The sequence below is a fragment of the Mycoplasmopsis agalactiae PG2 genome (assembly GCF_000063605.1).
Taxonomy (GTDB): domain Bacteria; phylum Bacillota_I; class Bacilli_A; order Mycoplasmatales; family Metamycoplasmataceae; genus Mycoplasmopsis; species Mycoplasmopsis agalactiae.
Window position 1 is genome coordinate 206,350 of the sequence record NC_009497.1, and the last position, 22,664, is coordinate 229,013.

The 22,664-nt window shown below is 29.6% G+C and carries 19 protein-coding genes, 2 rRNA genes and 1 pseudogene; 13 read left to right on the plus strand and 9 right to left on the minus strand.

Features of this window, described 5'->3' with window-relative positions; genetic code table 4:
* The first annotated feature begins 53 nt into the window (after positions 1–53).
* Both MAG_RS04670 and MAG_RS00880 read left to right on the plus strand, forming a co-directional pair.
* Positions 54–1,771, plus strand: a pseudogene (locus MAG_RS04670) (MATE family efflux transporter).
* 127 nt (positions 1,772–1,898) lie between these two features.
* Positions 1,899–2,915 (plus strand): hypothetical protein, encoded by a 1,017-nt coding sequence (locus MAG_RS00880; RefSeq protein ID WP_232955142.1) that lies wholly within the window; start codon positions 1,899–1,901, stop codon positions 2,913–2,915.
* On the opposite strand, the gene rsmD is transcribed toward MAG_RS00880, so the two are convergent.
* A complete protein-coding gene (rsmD, locus tag MAG_RS00885; protein WP_011949358.1) occupies positions 2,916–3,464 on the minus strand; it encodes a 16S rRNA (guanine(966)-N(2))-methyltransferase RsmD in 549 nt (182 codons plus the stop codon).
* Positions 3,465–3,532: 68 nt separating this feature from the next.
* Between rsmD and def the strand changes: the two genes are divergently transcribed.
* From def to rrf (MAG_RS00930), 9 genes are all read left to right on the plus strand, one after another.
* Positions 3,533–4,096, plus strand: a complete 564-nt coding sequence (gene def, locus MAG_RS00890; protein ID WP_011949359.1) for a peptide deformylase — start codon at positions 3,533–3,535, stop codon at positions 4,094–4,096.
* Positions 4,097–4,105: 9 nt separating this feature from the next.
* On the plus strand, positions 4,106–5,524 hold the full coding sequence (locus MAG_RS00895; protein ID WP_011949360.1) for a CvpA family protein: 1,419 nt from the start codon (positions 4,106–4,108) through the stop codon (positions 5,522–5,524).
* A 104-nt stretch (positions 5,525–5,628) separates the two neighbouring features.
* Positions 5,629–7,554 (plus strand): DNA topoisomerase IV subunit B, encoded by a 1,926-nt coding sequence (parE, locus tag MAG_RS00900; RefSeq protein WP_011949361.1) that lies wholly within the window; start codon positions 5,629–5,631, stop codon positions 7,552–7,554.
* 15 nt (positions 7,555–7,569) lie between these two features.
* A complete protein-coding gene (gene parC / locus MAG_RS00905) occupies positions 7,570–10,155 on the plus strand; it encodes a DNA topoisomerase IV subunit A (protein ID WP_011949362.1) in 2,586 nt (861 codons plus the stop codon).
* A 143-nt stretch (positions 10,156–10,298) separates the two neighbouring features.
* Positions 10,299–11,228, plus strand: a complete 930-nt coding sequence (locus MAG_RS00910; RefSeq protein ID WP_011949363.1) for a Cof-type HAD-IIB family hydrolase — start codon at positions 10,299–10,301, stop codon at positions 11,226–11,228.
* A gap of 1 nt (position 11,229) precedes the next feature.
* The gene (locus MAG_RS00915) at positions 11,230–11,946 is read left to right on the plus strand and encodes a ribonuclease HIII (RefSeq protein WP_041308706.1); all 717 of its coding nucleotides are present in this window, start codon (positions 11,230–11,232) and stop codon (positions 11,944–11,946) included.
* A gap of 137 nt (positions 11,947–12,083) precedes the next feature.
* A 5S ribosomal RNA gene (gene rrf, locus MAG_RS00920) occupies positions 12,084–12,189 on the plus strand.
* A gap of 211 nt (positions 12,190–12,400) precedes the next feature.
* Positions 12,401–12,727, plus strand: a complete 327-nt coding sequence (locus MAG_RS00925; protein ID WP_041308708.1) for a hypothetical protein — start codon at positions 12,401–12,403, stop codon at positions 12,725–12,727.
* A gap of 126 nt (positions 12,728–12,853) precedes the next feature.
* Positions 12,854–12,959 (plus strand): 5S ribosomal RNA (gene rrf / locus MAG_RS00930).
* A 60-nt stretch (positions 12,960–13,019) separates the two neighbouring features.
* On the opposite strand, the gene rsmG is transcribed toward rrf (MAG_RS00930), so the two are convergent.
* The 7 genes from rsmG to MAG_RS00965 form a co-directional block, all read right to left on the minus strand.
* Complete coding sequence (gene rsmG / locus MAG_RS00935) at positions 13,020–13,715, minus strand: 16S rRNA (guanine(527)-N(7))-methyltransferase RsmG (protein WP_011949365.1); 696 nt, start codon at positions 13,713–13,715, stop codon at positions 13,020–13,022.
* Positions 13,699–14,685: a ribose-phosphate pyrophosphokinase gene (locus MAG_RS00940; RefSeq protein WP_011949366.1), complete on the minus strand. Its 987-nt coding sequence runs from the start codon at positions 14,683–14,685 to the stop codon at positions 13,699–13,701. The genes rsmG and MAG_RS00940 overlap by 17 nt, the downstream gene beginning before the upstream one ends.
* A 215-nt stretch (positions 14,686–14,900) precedes the next feature.
* A complete protein-coding gene (locus MAG_RS00945; RefSeq protein WP_350222724.1) occupies positions 14,901–15,782 on the minus strand; it encodes an MAG1890 family putative lipoprotein in 882 nt (293 codons plus the stop codon).
* A gap of 465 nt (positions 15,783–16,247) precedes the next feature.
* Complete coding sequence (locus tag MAG_RS00950) at positions 16,248–17,222, minus strand: MAG1890 family putative lipoprotein (RefSeq protein ID WP_011949368.1); 975 nt, start codon at positions 17,220–17,222, stop codon at positions 16,248–16,250.
* A gap of 279 nt (positions 17,223–17,501) precedes the next feature.
* Complete coding sequence (locus MAG_RS04255; RefSeq protein WP_350222725.1) at positions 17,502–18,065, minus strand: MAG1890 family putative lipoprotein; 564 nt, start codon at positions 18,063–18,065, stop codon at positions 17,502–17,504.
* Entirely contained in the window at positions 18,041–18,439 is a 399-nt protein-coding gene (locus MAG_RS04260; protein WP_041308812.1) for an MAG1890 family putative lipoprotein, read from the minus strand. Before MAG_RS04260 ends, MAG_RS04255 begins: the two co-directional genes overlap by 25 nt.
* A 187-nt stretch (positions 18,440–18,626) precedes the next feature.
* On the minus strand, positions 18,627–19,571 hold the full coding sequence (locus MAG_RS00965) for an endonuclease (protein ID WP_011949371.1): 945 nt from the start codon (positions 19,569–19,571) through the stop codon (positions 18,627–18,629).
* 98 nt (positions 19,572–19,669) lie between these two features.
* On the opposite strand from MAG_RS00965, the gene MAG_RS00970 reads away from it, so the two are divergent.
* Complete coding sequence (locus MAG_RS00970) at positions 19,670–21,616, plus strand: transketolase-like TK C-terminal-containing protein (RefSeq protein WP_011949372.1); 1,947 nt, start codon at positions 19,670–19,672, stop codon at positions 21,614–21,616.
* Between the two features lie 63 nt (positions 21,617–21,679).
* On the opposite strand, the gene MAG_RS00975 is transcribed toward MAG_RS00970, so the two are convergent.
* Complete coding sequence (locus MAG_RS00975; RefSeq protein WP_011949373.1) at positions 21,680–22,234, minus strand: inorganic diphosphatase; 555 nt, start codon at positions 22,232–22,234, stop codon at positions 21,680–21,682.
* 77 nt (positions 22,235–22,311) lie between these two features.
* On the opposite strand from MAG_RS00975, the gene rpsT reads away from it, so the two are divergent.
* Complete coding sequence (gene rpsT / locus MAG_RS00980) at positions 22,312–22,581, plus strand: 30S ribosomal protein S20 (RefSeq protein ID WP_011949374.1); 270 nt, start codon at positions 22,312–22,314, stop codon at positions 22,579–22,581.
* The last annotated feature ends 83 nt before the right edge of the window (positions 22,582–22,664 follow it).

Here is a 22,664-nt window from a genome sequence, read left to right on the forward strand (position 1 = left end):
TTCATAAGTCAGTTAGTGAAAAACAGGAAAGAGCCAGAAAATTATTCGGTGAAATGCCTATTTCTAAGGCTATATGAATAGTTGCCATTCCTAGTTTATTAGCATCTATGATGGTTGGTCTATATTCATTTATAGATCAAATTTTCATATTGCAATTTGTGCCTAAATACAGCAATGTTTTTGGTAATGCTGATAGTGAAATAGTTAAATATTTAAATCTTGGCCTTCATAATGTAGGCGCCAATGATATATTTAAAAGCTATAATCAGATGTTTAGTGCCTATAACGAGCAAGCTGCTATTGCAAATGTATCAAAATTAACTGTTATAAATTCAAATACTATAGTTTCAACCACAACTGCTTCATTTACCCCATTAATTATTTTTTCCAATGCAATTGTCTATTTAGTTCCTGTTGGTTCATCAATTTACTATACAAAATGTATAGGTAAAAAGCTAGAAAAAACAGGTAAAAACTTGTGAGCAACTATGTTTTGAGTTAGTGTTATGCTCTCTGTTTTTCATCTCTTGTCACTTTTACAGCAATATGAACAGGCTTAATAGACAAAATTGCAGGAGTTACTACAATTGATCCAGCAATTGCACGTAGTGCAAATGTTAATGTTGAAAGGTTACAAGACTTTTATAATGCAGCACATAAATTAAGTGTTGAATGAGCAAAACAGTACATTTATATTTATGCCAGCGCGACTGTTTTACAGTGCTTAACGCTTTATTTGTCATACTTTATTCGTTCTGAAGGCTACAACACATATGTAATGGCATGCGGTATTGCAGCTAACCTTATAAACATTGCTCTAGATGCTTTATTTATAATCGTTTTTAAAATGGGTGTGCTCGGTGGAGTTGTTGCCACAGTTATTGGCTGATTTTTCAACACATTTGCCTACATTATTTATATAGTTGTAAAAGATAGAAAGCAGAAAACGTGACTTTCTATCAAGAGTTTATTTAAGTTTAAATTCAACAAAAAATTACTTGGGCCAATTTTTTCACTTGGTTTAGGCGGCTTTTTAAGAACATTTGGTATCGGATTTTCATTTATTGTTATGAACCTGTTGATTGCAAATTCTCACTTTGCAATGCCCGAATATTTCCAATTTTTCTGAGCAAAAGGACAGCCAATCGTAAGTTTGTTCTTGATCTCAATTTTTGGAATTAATGATGGAGCTAGAAGCTTATTTTCATACAATTACACACTAAGAAAATTTGATAGATGCAAAAAAGTGTACTTATGAACAATGCTTATTGCCTTGCTTTATTCAATAATTGTTTATGTGTTTGTTGCTGCAACTGCCAATAATATATGGGTATGAATTTTAAATGTTGACAGTGATAAAGTTGAAGGAACTGCGACATTTATTAGAATTATTTCGCTTAGAATTCTTGCTGTCTCATTAGTTATTAATTCCCTGCTTGCCTTCCAAGGAGCTAATGATGTTGAAAAAACTATATTTTCATCAGCATTTGAAAACTTTATTTCATTTATTATTGTTATTCCAATATCTTATGGAATTGCCTACGGTGTCTATAAAACAACCGGAAACAAAGAAATTGTCAACTGAATTATTGTAGGTGCTTTTGTTTTTAACTGCTTATTATCATCACTATTTTTAATGGGCTTTTCATACTGATTTGTGTTTAAAAAATTAGAAAAAATTGACCAAACAAAACTAAGCTGAAGCAGAAAAATTGAGCATAAATTTTTCGAAATGGCTCAGCAAGCTGAATTACTTGAAACACCGTATTAGTTTAGTGTGCAATATTTAAAATTTTAAGCAATATATAGCAACAAAATTAGCATATAAAAACTAAAAATTGTTAAAATTCATATATTATTAACGCATACAAATAAGCTAAATAAAAAAGGAGGCTTAAATGACATCAATAACTGCAAATATGCATCATAAGTATGATGAAATTTCAAAAGAACTTAACACATTGTCTAAAGATGAGTTCAAAAAGATGCTTAAAGAAAAAACAACAATTGAAGCTAAAAAAACTTTCATTTTCTTTATTCTATCTATCTCACTATTATCTATAGCACTTTTACTTTTAATACTTTTAATACTTTTTAATAAATTAGATCCTTGAGCAGTAAAAAATGCGGCTGAAGCTTCGAAAGTAGCACCTGTTTCTGATACAGTAAAAAACATAAGTTGAGCTCTTTTTGCTTTAATAATAATTTTTATGCTTGCTGGTTCATACATACTTTCTTTATACTTTTCAAATAAATTCAAAACCAAGCAACAAGCTTATAAAAAAGTTGACTTTGCACCTGTAATTTCTAAAATATTTACTTATGCTAATTTAGAATTTTCTAAACCAGAAGAAATTAATACTGAAGCCTATAAAACAGCCTTAGAAATGTATTCAAAAGAAGACAAAGTCGAAAGTGCAACTATTGTAAAATCATTTACTGCGCATGATATAGATAACAAAAATGAATGAACTATTAATGAAGTAGAAATATTAAGAAACAGTAATGTAAAAGACAATGTTTTGCTTTTAGAATGTGCTGTTAGTCCTGAGTTTATCAATAAGTCACAACACTCAAGTTTTTATGCTCTTAAGCAACTTAATAATAAAGAAGAACTTATTAAAAATATTGATTCCGAATTTGTCGAATTAGATAGTGAAATAGGCTTATATGCAACAAATGAATCACTTTCAAAAGCATTAATTGATGACCTTAAGAAATTTGCTTCTGAATTTAGATTAGAACAAAATGGCTTTGGATTTTTATACAACGAAAAGTCAGCAAAGTTAAGCATATGATTTAAGTCACAAAATGAATTATTTAGCATATTAAAATCAGTTGATGTTGCATCAACATTACTAAATCATGTATGACTACTAACTGAAATAATGAACAAAACATCAATTTTAATTTAGTTAGTTTATATGACTAATATATAGAATATGGACTTTGCCATATTTTTTATTTTTCTGAACCATTAGTCTTTCAGGAAGAGCTATTTTTTCACTATCATTAGTTTCAACAACAATTAAGCCATTTTTTGATAAAAAGTTATTTTGCTTAACTAATTTTATACACTCATTAAGCAAATCATATTCTGCATATGGCGGATCTAGGAAAATATAGTCAAACACTCTGCCGGTTTTAGATTTTAAAAACGCTAGTGCATTAGTATTAAAGACTTCAATATTATTTATTTGCAAAGCATTAACATTTTCATAAATTATCTTAACTGCCTCTTTATCTTTTTCAACTGCAACGGCTTTCATTGCATAGTTACTTACTGATTCAATAGCCATTGAGCCTGAGCCTGCAAAAAGGTCAACCACAATTTTGCCTTCAAGCTGCATTCTAAGTGAAGAAAAAATAGCTTCACGAACTTTATCCATTGTTGGTCTAATGTTTTTTGATTTTGGCCAATTTAAAAGCCTGTGTCTATACTTGCCTGAAATAACTCTTATCATTTAGTTCCTTAAGCTCTTTAATAAAATCAATTATATGAGCATCAATATTTTTAAATTATAATATTTCTATGAGTGTTTATAATGTAGATTTAGTTAAGCTACCTAAAAAGGTTTTGAGAAAAAAATCAGAAAATGTTCCTATTCCATTAACTAGCGAAGACATTGAACTTGCAAAAACAATGATTTATCATATCGACGATAGTCAAAAGCAAGGTTCAAAGTTTCAAGCAGGAGTTGGTGTTGCTGCTGTTCAATATGGCATTTTAAAAAGAGTTTTTTATATTAATATAACTGAAGATATGGTTGATGATAAAAAGCAAGTGCTACGAGATGTCTTTTTTAATCCCACCATTATAGCTATGTCTAATTCAAAAATCGCCCTTTCACAAGGCGAAGGATGCCTAAGTGTTGGGAGAAACATACCTAATCAATCAGGGCTTGTTTATAGGCATAAAAGGATTGTTATCGAAGCTTATTCATACTTTGAGAAAAAGATAAAAAGATATGATCTTAGTGGCTATCCAGCAATTGTTGCTCAGCATGAATTGGACCATTTAGAAGGCAAGTTGTTCATTGACAGAATTGATAATAATAATCCTTGAGACTCTTTCAAAGGAGAATTAATTTATTAAGGAGCAATTATGAAAATAATCGAAAGTTTCGAAAAGATTGCATTTAATTCTTGGTCAATTTTGATCCCCATCATTTTAGTTATCTTTATTGTTGTTTTAGCTATATTATCTGGCCTAAAAAGAGGAATTTATGGGGGGCTAATAATTTTATTATTTGGCCTAACTGGCTGAATTGTAGGCTTATTCGCTGCTAAACCTGTAGTTGACATTATTGTGCAAAATACTAAAATAACTCTTCCTGGTAATAAGCAAGTTGATGCTGAAATACTCCGAAAAATGTTTTATGGAATAGTCATGTTTGGAATTCAAGCGCTATTTTTAATAGTTGCTGAAATAATTTCGCTAATTTTAAGAAAAGTTATTAGAAAACCTCTTAAAAATGTGCGTGAGAACAAAGTTTCAACTGTTGGAAGCCGTTCATTAGGAGCCATTTTATCAACTGCTGGAATAGTTCCTTGCGCAATATTAGCAGCTAATGTTACTGGATTTATGACGGCAAATAATAAAGTTATCGAAGCTAATAACAAGATGCTTAGTGTAATATCATTTAAAAAAGCTGAAGGCATTTCAAGATATACACCGGGGCTAATCGCTAGCGCTAAAATTGGCAATGATTTACTAACATCTAATAATGAAAGCAACAACAATGAATCAGTAATTAATGCATTTGAATGGTATTTACAACAATTTGTAAGACCGGAAAACTATATTTTGGTTTCTTCTGATGCGCAAGGCAATGCTAAACCTATATTAAGTGCAAATGTATTAAAAAATATTCATGATAAAAATGAACAACAAAAAGTTATAAACGGATTAATCCCATTTATTCTTGGTGATAATGCAAAAAAGAAAAATGCGATTTCATTGTATTTTAACTTCAATACATCATCAAAGAGTGATGCTCTTAAATATGATTCTAGTTCAAGAAAAACTGAAATATTAACTGATACCAGTGAGAATGCTCAATCAAAACTTGGCAATATTGATAAGATAAACAACATTTTTAAGTTATATACCGCAACACCTGAATCATTTAAAATAGTAGAATACTTAAGCAAATTAGGGCTTAATGATTCTCAAGCGTCGCAAGGTTTTAATGAAATATATGATTTAGTAAATCAAACTGAACCTGTCTGAGATATTTTAAATGCTGCTCAGTTAAAGTTTAATATGCATCCTGATTACAAAATCAAAGTCTATGGTAAAGAATATGTAAGTAGAATGAAAGACATATTGTTTGATTTGTTTGAAAAAAATACTTATGATAAAGCAAAAGGCACAAGCAAGTTTATCTATAACAGAGACGAGCTTAATGAAGAGAAAATGAAAGAGTGAGTAACTATTCAAACAATTCATCAAAAAATCTACTGAATAGTTTCATCAGTTATTGACAATATGTTTATTATTCCTGAAGATACAAGCAACTAGCTTGTATTTTTATTTATCTTTTTAGACTGTTTTATAGGTATTAACATCAATACGCTAAGCTAAATAACAACATTAAGTAATCATCATTTTTAGATTATTATATAATGAATTATATGAGTAATTCTAATTACGATGCAAGTAGTATTCAGCAATTAAAAGGCCTAGAAGCTGTTAGAAAAAGACCTGGAATGTATATTGGGTCAACTGATGTTAATGGTTTACATCATTTAATTTGGGAAATAGTAGATAACTCAATTGATGAAGCTTTAGCTGGCGAAACAAATGAAATTATTGTTATCTTAAAAAAAGATGGATCAGTTGTTGTTTCTGATAATGGTCGTGGGATTCCTGTTGGCAAAACTCCAAGTGGCAAAAGCGCTGTGGAGTTAGTTTTTACTGAGCTTCATGCAGGTGGAAAGTTTAATGAAGGTGCTTACAAAACTTCAGGTGGTCTGCATGGTGTTGGTTCATCAGTTGTTAATGCTTTAAGTAATAAACTAAAATGTCTTGTTTATAGGGACAAACATATTTATGAGACCATTTTTGAAAATGGTGACAACATTGTGCAAAAGACGCACATTATAGGTTCAACAAACAAAAGAGGAACCTCAATTCAATTCTGACCAAATTATGAAATATTTAAAAAAGCTAAGTTTAACTTTGAAACAATTGCTGAAAGATTAAGAGAAAGTAGCTTTTTAATTAGCAATCTTTCCATTAAATTAATTGATGAGCAAAGTGAGAGAAGTGAAGAGTTTAAATATTCAAATGGTATTAAAGCTTTTGTTGAATTTATTAATGATTCAAAAACTGCTTTATTTAACGTTTATTCCTTTAAACAAGTTGTTAACGAAATAGAAATAGAGTGCGGTTTTCAGTATACTGATGGTTTTAATGAAACAATATTATCATTTGTTAATAACGTAAAAACTAGAGATGGCGGAACTCATGAAATTGGGCTTAAATCTGCTATAACTAAAACTTTTAATGACTTTGCACTTGATGAAAAAGTATTAAAAGGCAAAAATACATTTGATGGTGAAGATGTCCGTGAAGGCTTAACTGTAGTATTATCGGTCAAAATACCTGAAAAATATTTAGAATTTGTGAGTCAAACAAAAGACAAGTTAGGCACACCTGAGGCTAAGAGTGCTGTTGAAGAAGCAGTAAGCAAAAATTTAAAAACATGAATAACTGAAAACAAGCAAATAGCTAAAAAAATTTTAGACAAAATTAAGCGTGCATCTGATTCACGAGAATCAGCTAGAAAAGCGCGTTTAGAAGCTAGAAAAACTAAAAGCGCGCTAAAAGAAAAGCAAATTTTAAGCGGCAAGCTAACTCCAGCGCAAACAAAAAATGTTAAAGAAAAAGAACTTTTCTTAGTTGAAGGGGATTCAGCTGGCGGTTCAGCTAAATCAGGTAGAGACAGAAGATATCAAGCAATCTTGCCGCTTAGAGGAAAAGTTATAAACACTGAAAAAGCAAGGTTAATTGACATTCTTAAAAATGAAGAAATAAACACCATAATTAATGCAATAGGTGCTGGAATTGGACAAGATTTTGATATTAACAAAATCCAGTATGACAAAGTTATTATCATGACTGATGCTGATACTGATGGAGCGCATATTCAAATATTGCTTTTGACCTTTTTCTTTATACATATGCGTAGATTAATTGAAGAAGGCAAAGTATATATTGCCTTACCTCCTTTGTTCAAACTGACTATAAACAAGGCAAAAAAGGAAATTTTGTATGCCTGAGATGAAAATGAATTAAAAGAGCTTTTGCAAACTAAAATGAAAAATGCAGAAGTGCAAAGATATAAAGGTTTAGGCGAAATGAATGCAGATCAGTTGTGAGAAACAACAATGAATCCAGAAACAAGAACTTTAATTCAAGTAAGAATTCAAGATGCTGCACTAGCAGAAAGAAGAGTTTCAACACTGATGGGCGATAATGTTGAGTCTAGAAAAGAATGAATTAACAAAAATGTTAATTTCACATTAGAAGATGACTTTGAAATATAACTTTATAGGTAAATTATGAATAAGAAAAAAGAACAACAATTAAATGATTTGTTATCAAAGATTATTCAAGAAAACCTTGATACAGTAGTAGCTGATAGATTTAGTCGCTACTCTAAATATGTTATTCAACAAAGAGCACTTCCTGATGTGCGTGATGGTCTTAAACCTGTGCAAAGAAGAATTCTTTATTCAATGTATGATTTAGGCTTGCAAAACAATAAACCATTTAAAAAATCAGCTCGTGTTGTTGGTGATGTTATTGGTAAATACCATCCCCATGGTGATACTTCGATTTATGATGCTATGGTTAGAATGGGACAAGAGTGAAAAATGGGGCATACCCTAGTTGAAATGCATGGAAATGTAGGTTCAATCGACGATGATCCAGCTGCCGCTATGCGTTATACTGAAGTAAGGCTTTCTGAAATTGCTAATTATGTTATAGGCGACATAAGAAAAAATACAGTTAAATTTGCTCCTAATTTTGACGATTCTGAAAAAGAACCTGTTGTTATGCCGGTTTTGATTCCTAATTTATTAATTAATGGATCAACAGGTATTGCTTCAGGTTTTGCCACAGAGATGCCACCGCATAATTTAAATGAGATTTTAGATGCTGCTATTGCTAAGGTTAAAAACCCTGCCATTGAACTTACTAAGTTAGCTAAAATTATCCAAGGACCAGATTTTCCAACAGGTGGGATAATTTATGGAACTGAAGGAATTCATGAAGCTTTTGAAAGAGGAAAGGGCAGAATAACACTAGCTTCAAGATATAATGTTTATACTGATAGTAAATATAAATATATTGAAATTACTGAAATTCCATATGGCGTTGTAAAATCCAAATTAGTCCATGAAATAGATTTAATCGTCGATTCTGAAGAGGTAGCTGGTCTTTTGGAAGTTAAAGATCAAACTGATCGTAATGGTATTAATATATTAATCACCTTAGATAAGGAAGCTGATGAAAATGTAATTGTAAATTATCTTTTTTTAAAAACACAAATGAGAATTTATTATAACTACAATAATGTAGTTATTGATAACTACACACCAAAAACACTAGGCATTTCGGCGCTTTTAGATGCATATTTAAAACATGTTAAAGACATAAAAATAAAAACCATTGAGTTTGATTTAATTAAGCATAAGGCAAGACTCGAAATAGTAATTGGCTTTTTAAAGGTTGCTAAAATAACTGACAAAGTTATCGAAGTAATTCGTAAGAGTGAGAACTCAAAACAAGGTGTTATTGATAATTTGATGTCAGCTTTTGATTTTACCTTAAATCAAGCTACAGCTATAGCTGAGTTAAGACTTTATAAATTAAGTAAAACCGATGAGCATGCTTTTTTAATTGAAAAGGAAGAGTTAGAAGAAAAAATTAAGCAATGCGAATTGTTATTAAATGATTCAGATGAATTTAACAAATACTTAATTGCTTTATTTAAAGATCTTAAGTCAAAATTTGGTAGGGCAAGACGAACTTCAATTGAAAATGAACAAATAAAAGCCTCTATAAATCAAGAGGATTTAGTTAAAGAAGAGCAAGTATTTTTAGGAATTAGTAAATTTGGATATATTAAAAAAGTTTCTAAAAAAATATATGAATCTAATTTAATTAATACTTATGGCATAAAAGAAGATGACAACATTTTGTTTTATGATAATGCTAGTTCATTAGATAAATTGTTGCTTTTTACAAACTTTGGTAATTATGCTTATTTGCCTGTTTTTAAGGTGCATGAGTCAAAATGAAAAGAGTTTGGAACTCATCTTAGTGACTTTGTTGATTTAACTTCAGGCGAAGAGCTAGTTAGCGCTATCAAAGTTTCAGATTTTGATTCATCTAACTATGTTTGTTTATTTACAAAAAAAGGACAAGGCAAGAAAGTTTTATTAAAAGAATTTGATGTTTCTAGATTTAGTAAAACTTTTGTAGCTATGAAGCTAAAAAGCGATGATGAATTAATCGGAGCCAAGTTATCAAACGGATTAAAAGATGTATTGCTTATAACTAAGAATAATTTTGCTTCATTATATTCAGAAAATGAAGTCCCTATTTATGGTTTAAAATCAAATGGAAATAAAGCTTGCTATTTAGCGAATTATGATGAATTATCAGCATTTGCAGTTGTAAGTTCTAATGATTCTGTTGTATTAATTAATGCTAACAATAGAGCTAAAGTTGTTAATGTTTCAGAAATAACAAAAGTTTCTAAGGCAAACAAAGGCGTTGCATTATTTGCTAAAAGTAGGACTAATAGTCCTATAAAACAGTGCGATTCGTTACAAGCTAGTTCAAAAATATTAATTGTCAACAATCAAGGACAAGCCCATTTTGAAAAAATACAAGATTATGCAAAAGCAGCCTATGCAAAATTTATTAATTTTGATGTTGACGATTTACGCACTGTGTCATTAATTTCTAATTATTCAAGCGACAGTGAAAATTCAAACACTCACTCTTATGATAAAGAATCAGCAGTTGAAGAGCAAATAATGAATGATGCAATTGAAACTAAAAATTCAATTGATTTAACTATTGATGAAATACTTTCAAAAGTAGATGAATTACTAAAGAAAGATAAAAAATAGCAAATTTTAATAAAATTACTAAAACAATTGTTTTATAGGGCTACAAGCTCTATTTTTTATTAATTTTATGAAAATTTCAAAAATTGGTAAAATTAATTATGAAAATATTTTTATATTCATAAACTAACGTTATAAGGAAAATTATGAGCGCATTAACAGATAATAAAAAGGAAAAGTTCCTTTTTGCCATTGATTTAGATGGAACCTTGCTCTCTTCAAGTAGGGAAAACATAGTTCCTGAAAATTGCATTAAAGCTATTCAAAGAGCAAAAGAAGAAGGACATGTTGTATGTATTTTTACAGGTCGTCCTTGAAGAAGTACAAAACCAATATATGACAAATTAGGACTTAATACTGTTGTTTCTAACTATAATGGCGCACAAATTCACAATCCAAAAGATGATAATTTTATTCCTCATATTAAGTATTTAAACTTAAATGAAATGCTTTACATTCTTGGTGATGAAAAAGTAAAAAAAGAAATCTCAAACCTTGCAATTGAAGGACCAGGCTGAGTTCAATTAGAACACCGTGATGATGATATTGAAGCAGTTTTCGGTTTTAGTTCAGCTGAAAAATTTACAGTTGGAATTAACCTTAACAAGGTTCCTTTGAGTCCAACAGGAATTGTTTTTGATGTTAAAGAATCAACTGATGCTGAAGAATTAAGAAGGTATCTAAGAGCTAGATACGGTGACCTTGGTGAATTTTCATATTGATCAAAAGGGGAAGGACTTACACCAGTATTTGATATTACCAATGTTACTGTAAATAAAGGAAGGGCACTTTCTTTACTATCTAGATATTATGGTGTTGATTTGGACCATACTATTGCTTTTGGTGATGGATTTAACGATGTACCTATGTTTAAGGTGGCAACAGTATCTGTTGTTTTAGGTAACGCTTCTGATTTAGTTAAAAGACATGCTACAGTAAGATTGAAGAAAACTAACAAAGATGGTGCTGTAGGTGAATACATTAACAAGTTTTTAGATAATCCTGAAAAGGAAATAGCTAAATCAAAAGTAATGGCACTAAAAATGAGAAAAGTGTCTATTCAGGAAGAAGAATAATTTGAAGTTTTTAGACTTTGATGTTGAAAGCAATTTGCTTGAAAATAAAAGCATAATAGGCGTTGACGAAGTGGGTGTTGGTGACTATTTTGGCCCGCTTTGTGCCTGTGCTGTTTTTATTGATGCTAAAAATATGTCTAAAATAGCACAATTAGGTATTAAAGATAGTAAAAAAATAAGCGATAAAAAGATTAAAGAGCTTGCTGCTAAACTTAAAAGTAGCAAGCTAATTTCTTATTCTTTAGCACACTTAAATCCTTCCGGATACAATAAATTAAATAAAAATTACAATGCTCACACTCTAAAAATGTTTGTGCATCTTAAAGCTATTAATTCATTGAGTGCTAAGTTAAAAAACGATAAACATGATTACATACTTATTGACAAGTATGCATCAGCTGAAAATATGCTAAAGTATTACAATGAGCTAGTTATAAGTAATAACTGAGCTAATTTTAAAGAAATTAATGAAGATGTTTTAATAGCTAACAAAGCAGAAACATATAGCATTAGTGTTGCTGCAGCTTCTATATTAGCAAGAGATCAGTTTTTAACATTGATTGCTAAAATGAATGAAGAATATAACACAATTTTTCCCCTAGGAGCAGGTAAAAAAGTGAGTGAATTCGCTAAGGAATTTTTTGCAAAACACAATTATAGTGAAGATGTGATTTTAAACACATGCAAGAAAAGCTTCAAGATGAAGATTTTAGAATAGCGCTTCGCTATCATGCTAATAAATAATTACTGTTGCAAAGTAACTAGTTATTTTAGGCGCTAATATTTTTTTTATTTTTTTGCTTTTAAAAAATTAAAAAATATTTTGACTTATTTTTTAATTGTGCTAAAATAATTATCAGTGGCCATAGCAAAGGGGATCACCTGATACCATTCCGAACTCAGTAGTTAAGCCCTTTAGCGCCGAAGATACCAGAGATGGGAAAATAGGGAGCTGCTTTTTTTATTTTCTTTTTGGCATATTTAGCTTCATTAGTTTTAAAAATTAAGTTAGTTTTTGAAACAAATATAGCATTATGGCTCTAGAATATAAAAAAAGTTGCCATAATTTTTGCAAACTTGATTATCATAACAATATTGTTTTATACTATTCATATTATAATAATGCGGCTTAGCTTGCTAAGTCAAACTATGCTTTAATGTAAAGGAGAGCAATGTCTAGAACTAAAAGATTATCTATATCATATCTTGTTACATATCCAATTGCATTTGCTATTGTTGCTGTTTTACTAGCAATATTTGGTAAAGATTTGTATAATCATGCACAAGGCACTACTATAAGTGCAGCGTTTGCATCAGGAACAATTTTTGTTTTATGAGCCTTTGTTGTAGCAATTCCAGTTATTATGCTTCTAATAAATATTTTATTATTGTTTCATAAAGTCGGAACTATAGCTAGAATTTTACTAATTATAGGACTATTTATTCCATGATGTTCATTTATTGGAGCATTAATAGCTTTATTAAGACCAACTAATTAACATTAAATTAAGCCGCCAATAGTGCGGTTTTAATTTGTTCTAAAATAAAATTTTTTGTAGAGCTCTGAATCAATTAAAAAAATAAAAAAATATTTTGACTTATTTTTTAATTGTGCTAAAATAATTACCAGTGGCCATAGCAAAGGGGATCACCTGATACCATTCCGAACTCAGTAGTTAAGCCCTTTAGCGCCGAAGATACCAGAGATGGGAAAATAGGGAGCTGCTTTTTTTATTTTCTTTAAATATAAAAAGCAGAAACTCAAAAAAATAAAAAGGAAGCAAAAGCTACCTAATAATTTTTAATTTTTGCTCATTTTCAAGGCCAGCCTCTAGGAGTTGGCTTTGTTTTTTTAACTAATACTAATGAAGAGCGCTCGTTATTAATTTTATCTTCATATTCAAAGAATGTGATGTTGCCTTTTTCTAAGTTAAATTTAGCTTGAAACTCAGTAACTTCATCTTGATATTTTTTTCCCTTAGGCAGTATAAAACAGCCATTTTGGGCAAGGTGATGATTTGCCATTAAATATATTTTGACAACAGATCCTAGTGCTCTAGCGCATACATAATCAAAGTAAGAATTATAGCTATTTACATTCTCAGCTCTGTCATTAATTATTGTTAAATTAAGCTTAAACTCAGCCTTAATGGTTTCTAAAAATGCGCATCTTTTGGCTATGCTCTCAATAATAACTAACTCAAATTCATTATCTAGTGCAATTAATAAAGGTACTGAAGGGAATCCCGCTCCAGCCCCAATATCTAGAATTTTTTTGCCCTTAAAATCAAAGTTATATTCACTAATTGCGTTTTCAAAAACTAAAATTGAGCCTAAAATGCCTTGATTAAATATTTCATCAATGTTATCAAAACCACAAATATTCATTACCTTATTTTGCTCATAAATCATTTGTGCATATTTATAAAGCAATGGAATTTGCTTGCTATATTTATTTAATAAATAGTCTTTATTTTTGTAATTCATTCTCTTTTATTTCTTTTGCAAATTTATCATAAAGCATAGAGATAGATTTGCCATTAATTGAACAATCAATAACGCTTCCTAAAAATCTGTCTAAACTAACAATTTCTAATTTTTTATACTTATTTAATAACTCATCATTATCTATTGAATCAGTAATAATAACTTTTTCAACAGCAGGATTATTTTCAAAAATGTCAAATCCTTTGCTAAAAATACCATGTGTAGCTGCTATAACAATTTTTTTAGCACCATATTGTTTTAGTGTTTCAGCAGCTTTAATAATTGTCCCACCAGTGTCGATAATATCATCAATAATAACTGCATTTTGGTCTTTAACATCACCAATTAAGCCCATAACTTCAGTTTGGTTAACACCTGTTCTACGTTTATCAATGATGCTGATTTTAATATCGTTTGAAATTAATTCAGCTAAACTTCTAGCTCTTACAGTCCCACCATGGTCAGGACTTACTACTGTAAATTTTTCATGGCTTCTCTTAATTGCTTTTGCCAAAGTAAATGAAGCTTTTAAGTCATCAATTGGGATATTGAAAAAACCTTGAATTGCTGAGTTATGTAAGTCAACAGTTATAATTTTTGATGCACCAGCAGTTTCTAAAAAGTCTGCAACTAATTTAGCACCAATAGGTTGTCTACCACTAGCTTTTCTATCTTGACGGGCATAACCATAGTAGGCTAATGCTATATTTATAGACTTAGCGCTAGCTCTTTTTAGTGAGTCAATGAATAAGTATAAAATCATTAAATTATCATTCACTGGTCTTGATGTGCTAGCAATGATGTAAACATCCTTACCCCTTACAGCTTCATCACTAACTGGCATTGTTTCGCCATCAGCAAATTTAGTTAATGTTAGTGTTGAAAGCGGAATGTTTATCATTTTTGATATTCTTTCAGCTAGCTTTATGCAATTTGGCATACCAAAAAGCAATGCATTATTGTTGTTCATAAATTTTATTTCTCCTTGCTTAATTTTAAGCTATATCAATATTATAATGCAATACTTATATATACCCCTATAAATAAGCATAATTGAGAAAAGTATGCAATACATATGTGAGCTAACTTTATTTGTCATAAACATATTTTTTTCAAGTTATAAAAAAATTCTAAAAACACTATAAAACAGTGTTTTTAGAGATAGTGACATTTTTATGGTGTTGCTTAGTCAGAAAGATCTATTATTTGTTCATAAACCTTTGAGCCAAAGTGTCCATCTTCTTTTACTAAACGTCATTTAAATAAGTATTTCTTACTATTAATTTCACCATGGCGTTCAACTTTTATGCCAAATTCGCCACTTCCACTAAAGAATCCAATTGGTGATGATTGATTATGCGTGCTGATTTGATTCTTTGTTTCGGGCTTTATAGATTTGTTTATTGATAGTCCAGTAAGCGGTGAATTATTGTGTTTACTAAAGAATGAACCACCTACTAATGCTATAGCGCCAGATTTGTGGGTAATAGCATCATCAAGCTTCTTGGCCAACTCAGTCTTGTTAGTATCTTCATCAACATCAATTAAATCATAAGGATATGCAGTTAGTTCATTTAGTTTACACCCTTTTTCTTTAATTTTGCGTTCAATAGAGTGTTCACTATTTGCTTTTTCAGGTTCTGATGAAGCAGGAGAATCGCTTTGAGTTCCAGAATCTGTGCGAGATGTGCTTGATGAGTTTGAATTATCATCAGTGTTTGTTTCTGCATCTTTCATAATAGGTTTTTCGTGATTAATAGGGGGAATTAGTCCAGGATTTATAATGATATTTTCATTTATCAATGAATCTTTAAATCCTGTAACTACAACTTTGTTCGGCAATGATTTACTTTTATCTTTATTTATAATTCTATATTCAACTTCTAGGCTATTGTTTCTTTGAGTAACTGACACAAATTCAAGTTTTATGTGTTCAGGTTTAGAAACTTTAGCATGCTTTTCTATATTGTGTATTGTAACATCACTTGATAGTAAAGAGCTTTTGTTTTCTATATCAAGTAGTATATTATATTTGTCTTTGTTTGGCGAGTAACAACTAGCTGAAATAAGAAGGGGGGGGTTATAAATATACCTGTTTTAAGGGCTAATTTACTAAGCGCGAGAAATTTTGTTCTTAATTTTTGCATGGTTGGTTTTCCTTTTTTAAAAAAATATAAATAAAATAAATTGCTTGCTTATAGAAATTATATTTTATTAGAAAGCAGTAGAACAAATGAGCCTTAAAAACAGGCAAATTGACATTTTTGCATAAAAAAATTCAAAAATGCTTTCCATATATGCTTATAAAACAGGGTTATTGATAAAATTAAAAAATAGCGAAACAAAGATTGCGCTCTTTTTGGCAAAGATTCTTCCTTTTAATTAATTTATTCCTTTTATTATTCATACTTAATTTGCTAAGTTGCATATATTTTTAATATTCCATAAGCCATCTATTTAGTAATATTAGCTTCAATTACATAGAGAAATATAAGGATCAAAAATAGTTGCCGCGACAGCAACTATTATTTTTTAAGATAAATCAATAATTTGAGAATAAACTTTGTCTCCTGGTTTACCATCTTCTTTTATTAAACGTCATCTAAGAACGTATTTTTTATCTTTTCTATCTCCATGTCATCAAACACTTATGCCTTTTTCAACTTGATTGAAGAAAAAACCTAATGTTGGAGCACTAGTGTGAGTATTAATTTTTTCTTTAATTTCTGGTTTTAGAGACTGATTAGTCGAAAGACCATCCAATCATCCTCAGTTTGATTTGGGGCGAGAAAGTCCTCTTACTATTGCTATTGCACCAGGAGTCTTCGAACGTATTGTGCTATTTATTGCATTATCTAGTTTCTGAGCAAGGGCTGCTTTGTCTGCATCTTCATTAACAGTAAATAAATCTTCTGTATATGCAGTTAGCTCATTAAGTCTATATCCTGTTTCTTTGATTGTTCTATCAATTTTTGATTCACTGTTTGATTCTTCTCAATTGTCAGGCAATGATTCAGAATCCTTTGGAGAATTTTCTTCAGATTTTTTTAACTTATCTGTATTCTCTTGTGGTTTATCTTTTTGATCTTCTTTATCTTCTAATTCTTTTTTATTAATTGGCGGAACTGGATTAGGATTTATAGCACTATTGCTGTTGGATATTGTATCTTTAAATCCTGTAATCAAAACTTTTTTAGGCAATGTTTTACTTTTATCTTTATTAATAATTTTGTATTCAACTTCTAAACTATTATTTCTTTGTGTAACTGATAAAAATTCAAGAGTTATGTGCTCAGGTTTACTTATTTTAATATGGTCTTCTATATTACTTAGTGTTATATCGCTAGATAGCTTCGCGCCTTTGTTTTCTACATCAAAAGTTATGTTGTGTGATTTTTCATTTTGCGAGTAACAACTAGCTGAAATAAGAAGGGGGGGGGTTATAAATATACCTGTTTTAAGGACTAATTTGCTAAGCAGGGGAATTTTTGTAATTGATCTTTTCATAGTTAAGCTTTCCTTTTTAAAAATATTAATAAAACAATTTGCTTGTTTGCGCATATTATATTTCAAGGAGAGTTTATAATGCAAATGCATTAATAAAAGCAAGAAAATTAACAATTTTGCATAAATAATTTCAATTTTTTTCCCGTTTGTGCTTATAAAACAGGATTATTGGTAAAATAATTTTTACGCATTTCAAGAACTAATGATTTTAGTTTTTTAACAAAAAGCACACAAATTTTTGTGTGCTCTTGTTTTTTAATAATCATTTTATACTTTTATCTACGAAAGATCGATTATTTGTTCGTAGACTCTTTTGCCTGGAGTTCCATCTTGTTTAACAAGAATTCATTTAAATAAATATTTTTTATTTTCCTTATTGCCGTGATGTTCAACACTAATTCCGCTTTCAGAAGAATTAAAGAAGTAGCCAATTGTTGGATTTGAACCATGAGTATTGATTTTATCTTTAATATCCTTATTTACAGAGTTGTTTATTGATAACCCTTCCAACTTTAAATTATGAGTTTTAGTAAAAAATACTCCGTTTAATAAAGCAATAGCAGCTGATGAATTTGATGTAGATTTTTTATCAATTGCATCATTCAGCTTTTTAACAAGTTCTTCCTTATTTATATTGTCATCAAGCTCAATTAAATCATAATTATATGCAGTAAGTAGATCCAATCTGTAGCCACTTTCTTTAATTTTTCGTTCATACTTTACAGTTGGCGTTTCAGAACTAATTGGAAGTTTATTTATTGGTTCATTTTGTGGAGTGCTGTCTATATTATCTTCTGGTACGCTCTCTAATCTAATTTTTAGTCATCATTCAATGGCTGTGATTTATCAATATATGGAACTGTTTTAGGATTTATAATTATGTTCCCAGGTGCATAATTCTTAAATCCTGTGAGCAACGATTTCTTTAGTTGTATTTCTCTTTTATTTTTGTTAATTATTTTATATTCGAGTTCCAAACTGTTGTTTGTTTGCGTTACTGATGTAAATTCAAGGTCAATATATGAAGGTTTATTAACCTTAATATGATCTGAAACATTGTGAAAAGTAATATCACTAGATAATTTAGCAGCCTTATCTTTTATTTCAAATGAGATATCGTAATTTACTTCATTTGGCACATAACAACTAGATGAAATAACAAGAGGTGTAGTTACAAAGAAGGCTGTTTTAAGGGCAATTTTGCTAAACAGGGGAATTTTCCATTCATTTTATTCATAATTTAGTTTTCCTTTTTTTCTAAAAAATGTAAAAAAATCAATTTCTATGTTTACAAGAACTATATTTTATTGAAAAAGAATAAATTTAGTTAAATAAAAAGTGCCAAAAAATGACACTTTTTCCACATTAAAACAGCACTATTGGTAAAGGATAGTAATAGGAATTTTAAACTGCTATATTTGACCTCAAAACTCCCTTATTAACAAATACTTTATTGCCTGGATTAATAATTAAATCAATTAATTCTGGATAGTCACTAAAAGGACTTCTAAGCCCATTTTGATGCTTAGCAATTTCATTATTTCTTACTACATCAAATAAATTAATTTGGTCTTTTTTGGCTCACTTAGTATATGTATCAAAATACTTATTTACTAATGGTTTATTATCCAAAAACTTAAAAACATCATTACCTTGATTATGCATTTCATATCTGCTAGCATGTGTTATAGCAAAGTAAAGATGCGCTCTAGCAATATCGCCCTTAAATTCATCTATTGGTTCAGCTAAATAACTATCTATTTTAGTTCCATTTTTAGATGTAAATATAGCATCAGCTACTTTACCAAAAGGATAATTATCCCTTTTATTATTTACTAAAATATCAGTAGGTCAAACATGATGAGCATCTTGTCTAGCAAGTTTTTCTTTTTTAAATCACGACTGAGGCACTAAATGTTCACGGTTAAAACCTAATCCTTCACTTTTAGCTGAAGAACCAGAATCATTAAAAGAATAGTTATAAGGATCCTTGCCAATAGGATTTTCTGAATAAATATCTAAAAGCGACCCATCTTTTTCATAATAAAGGTCTTTAAAAGCATCCTTATAAATAGTTTTTAGATATTTATATGACTTAATTCCAGATAAATGTTTGTGCTGAATTTTAACTAATTCACTATATAGTTTATTTCCGTTTAAACCTTCTAAACTGTCATAATAGTTACTTTTTTCATAAAATGATTTTTCCGGAATTAAATAATTATTATCTGTTGTGCTATTTTTATTGTTGCAGCCCGTAGATGATAAAACTGTAAGTGATAATATAGGTGCACTTATTAATCCTAAAGATGCTAAAAATTTATGCTTAATTATTTTATTATTAATCATTGTGTCTTACTACTCTCTATCTAATTACTATAAATTATAAACATTTAATATAATTGAATTATTGTTATGTAAATAGTTGAAATTAATGGGGTAAATTTATGAATATTAATCAAAAAGTTGTTGCATCTATGCAAGCAATAGCTTTAGACTCAATAAATAATGCTGGTGGCGGTCATATTGGATCTGCAATTGATATTTGTCCAATAATGTATGCTATTGTTGCTAAACATATAAAAATTAGCGCCAATCATCCAAAGTGAATAAGTAGAGACAGACTAATTCTATCTGCTGGTCACGCTTCAATGTCTTTTTATAGTATGATGCACTTTTTAGGATTGCTTTCATTGGATGAAATGAAAAATCATAAAAGAAAGCATTCAAAAACGCCATCGCATCCTGAAATTGATGCATTTGATTTTGTTGATGCTTCAACTGGTCCATTAGGACAAGGTATTGCAATGGGTGTTGGCATGGCAATAGCTGAGAAGAAAATGTCGCTTAAAATTAATAAAGGCGATACAAAGGTTATTGATAACTATACATATGTTATTGCAGGTGATGGATGCTTACAAGAAGGTGTTGCACATGAGGCATTACAAATTGCTAGTGTTATGAAACTAAATAAATTTATTTTAATTCATGACTATAATAAAATTCAGTTAGATACAAAAGTTTCTGATGTAAGCAATGTTGACCTATTAGCCTATTTTAAAGCTTTAAACTTCAATGTAATTGAAATTAATGAAGCCTCATATGATAATATTGATAAAGCAATTATTGAAGCTAAAAAATCTGATAGACCAACTTATATTATGGTGCACAATATAATAGCCCCATTTACTCCATTTGAGAACACCACAAAAGGTCACCATGGCATTTTAAATAATGAACAAACACTAGAGTTTAAAAAAGCAATTGGATTGGAAAATAAAGTGCCTTTTGAATATGATTCAGATGTATATGAATATGGCAAGGCTATAATGGCTAATAAGGCAAAAGACTATGAAGAATGATTAGTTGAGTTAGATAATCATAAACAACAATTCCCATGAATTCATTCTTTATTATTAGAGACTATTAATAATAAAACAAATTATGACTTTTCAAACATCCTTGTAAAACAGGATGATTTGGCTATTAGGGATTACTTTAAAGCATTTAGTGAAATAGTTGACTTTTTATATCCGTTTTTAATAGGAGGCGGTGCTGATGTTGGTTCATCAACTAAAGTAAGGTTTGCAGATTCGATACTAGACTATGGTCAAAGAATTGACTATGGTGTAAGAGAATTTGCAATGACTGCAATTAATAATGGCATTAATTTATATGGCGGATTAAAAACAGCTGATTCAACTTTTTTAGCATTTTCAGATTATGCTAAAGGAGCGCTAAGATTAGGTGGAATAATGAAACTTCCTGCAGTGCATTTATATTCTCATGATTCTTATTTAGTTGGAGATGATGGTCCTACTCATCAGCCAATAGAGCAAGTTACTGTTTTAAGATCTATTCCAAATTTATTGGTAATTCGTCCTTGTGATAAATATGAATTAGTAATGGGTTTAAATTATGCATATAATAACACAAGCACACAAGTTGCAATAATAGGAACTAGACAACCAATTAAAACAATGCATTCAAGCAAGTTTTCTGAATTTATGGCAGCTAGTTTTGTATATGAAAACAAGGAGTTTGATATATCAATTGTATCATCAGGCTCTGAAGTTGAATTAGCCTATAAAACAGCCTTAGAATTAAAAAATCATGGCATAATTGCTAATGTTATATCAGTTCCAGTGTTACAAAAATTAGTTGATAATGATGAATTAGCTATCAGACTTAAATTAGATAAAAAACCTATTTTTGCAATAGAAGCATCAAACGATCCACTATGATATAAATTAAGCAAATATAACAAAATAGATGGTCATTTTGCTTATGAATACGGATTTTCTGATAAAGGAAATGTTGTATACGATTCTATGGGTTTTAATATCAACAATATAGTTAATAAGGTAAAACAATTCTTGACAAAAAACTCTTAATAACAGACACAAAAATCAAAATACAAAAAATGGACTTACATTTAAAGCCCATTTTTTATTTTTTTAAAATGTGTATTTTTCAGGATGTTCTTTCATCATTTTAGCAACAAATTCTTTTTTAGGCATTTTGCCATATTTATCCATTAATTCCTTGCACTCTTCTAATTCTGCAAAAGCCCATTTTTCATCTTCAAAGCCTAATACTTTAGTTAAGTTTGGCTTCTTTCAGTTTTTGTAATTGTTAAAAAATGTTTCTATATCTAATAAAAAAGGTTCTGGCAACTCTTTTAAGCTATTAATATTTGCTAAACGATAATCATCATCATGTACAGCAATTAATTTTGTATCAGTTTCGCCTGAATCATTCATTTTCATTGCACCAATAATACGAGCATTAACAACAACACCAGGAATAAAAGTTTCAGGGCTATAAAGTAAAACATCTAACTCATCGCCATCTCAATCTAAGGCATTTGGAATAAAACCATAGTTGCAAGGATATTTAAAGTCCGCTCTTAAAATTCTATCAACATGAATTTGTCCATCTTCGCGATTATATTCATATTTTATGTTTGAATTTTTAGGTATTTCAGTTTTAATTTCTATTACATTTGACATAGTGTAATAATAATACTAAATTATTATTTTAATGTATAATTAAACAGATTTTTATTTAAATAAAAAGGAGGCTAAATATGGCTAATATTAAATCAAAAGTGAAAAGTATTGCTAAACAAGAAGAATTTAGACAAAGAAACAATGCAATGAAAACTAGAGTAAGAAAAGCTATTAGAGCAGCCAGAGAAGCTGTTTTAGCAAAAGAAGAAGGCTTTGAAAAGAAAGTTTTTGAAGCTCACTCAATCATTGCTACTGCAGTACAAAAAGGTGTTTATCACCCAAATAAAGGTGCAAGAAAATCTTCTCGTTTAGACCACTTTGTTAATGAACAAAAATCAAAACAATAATAAAGCATTTTAGCTTCTATAATTTCACAAAAATTATATTTAAAATCAGGTTGCAGGCCTGATTTTTGTTTGCTTTTTAAAAC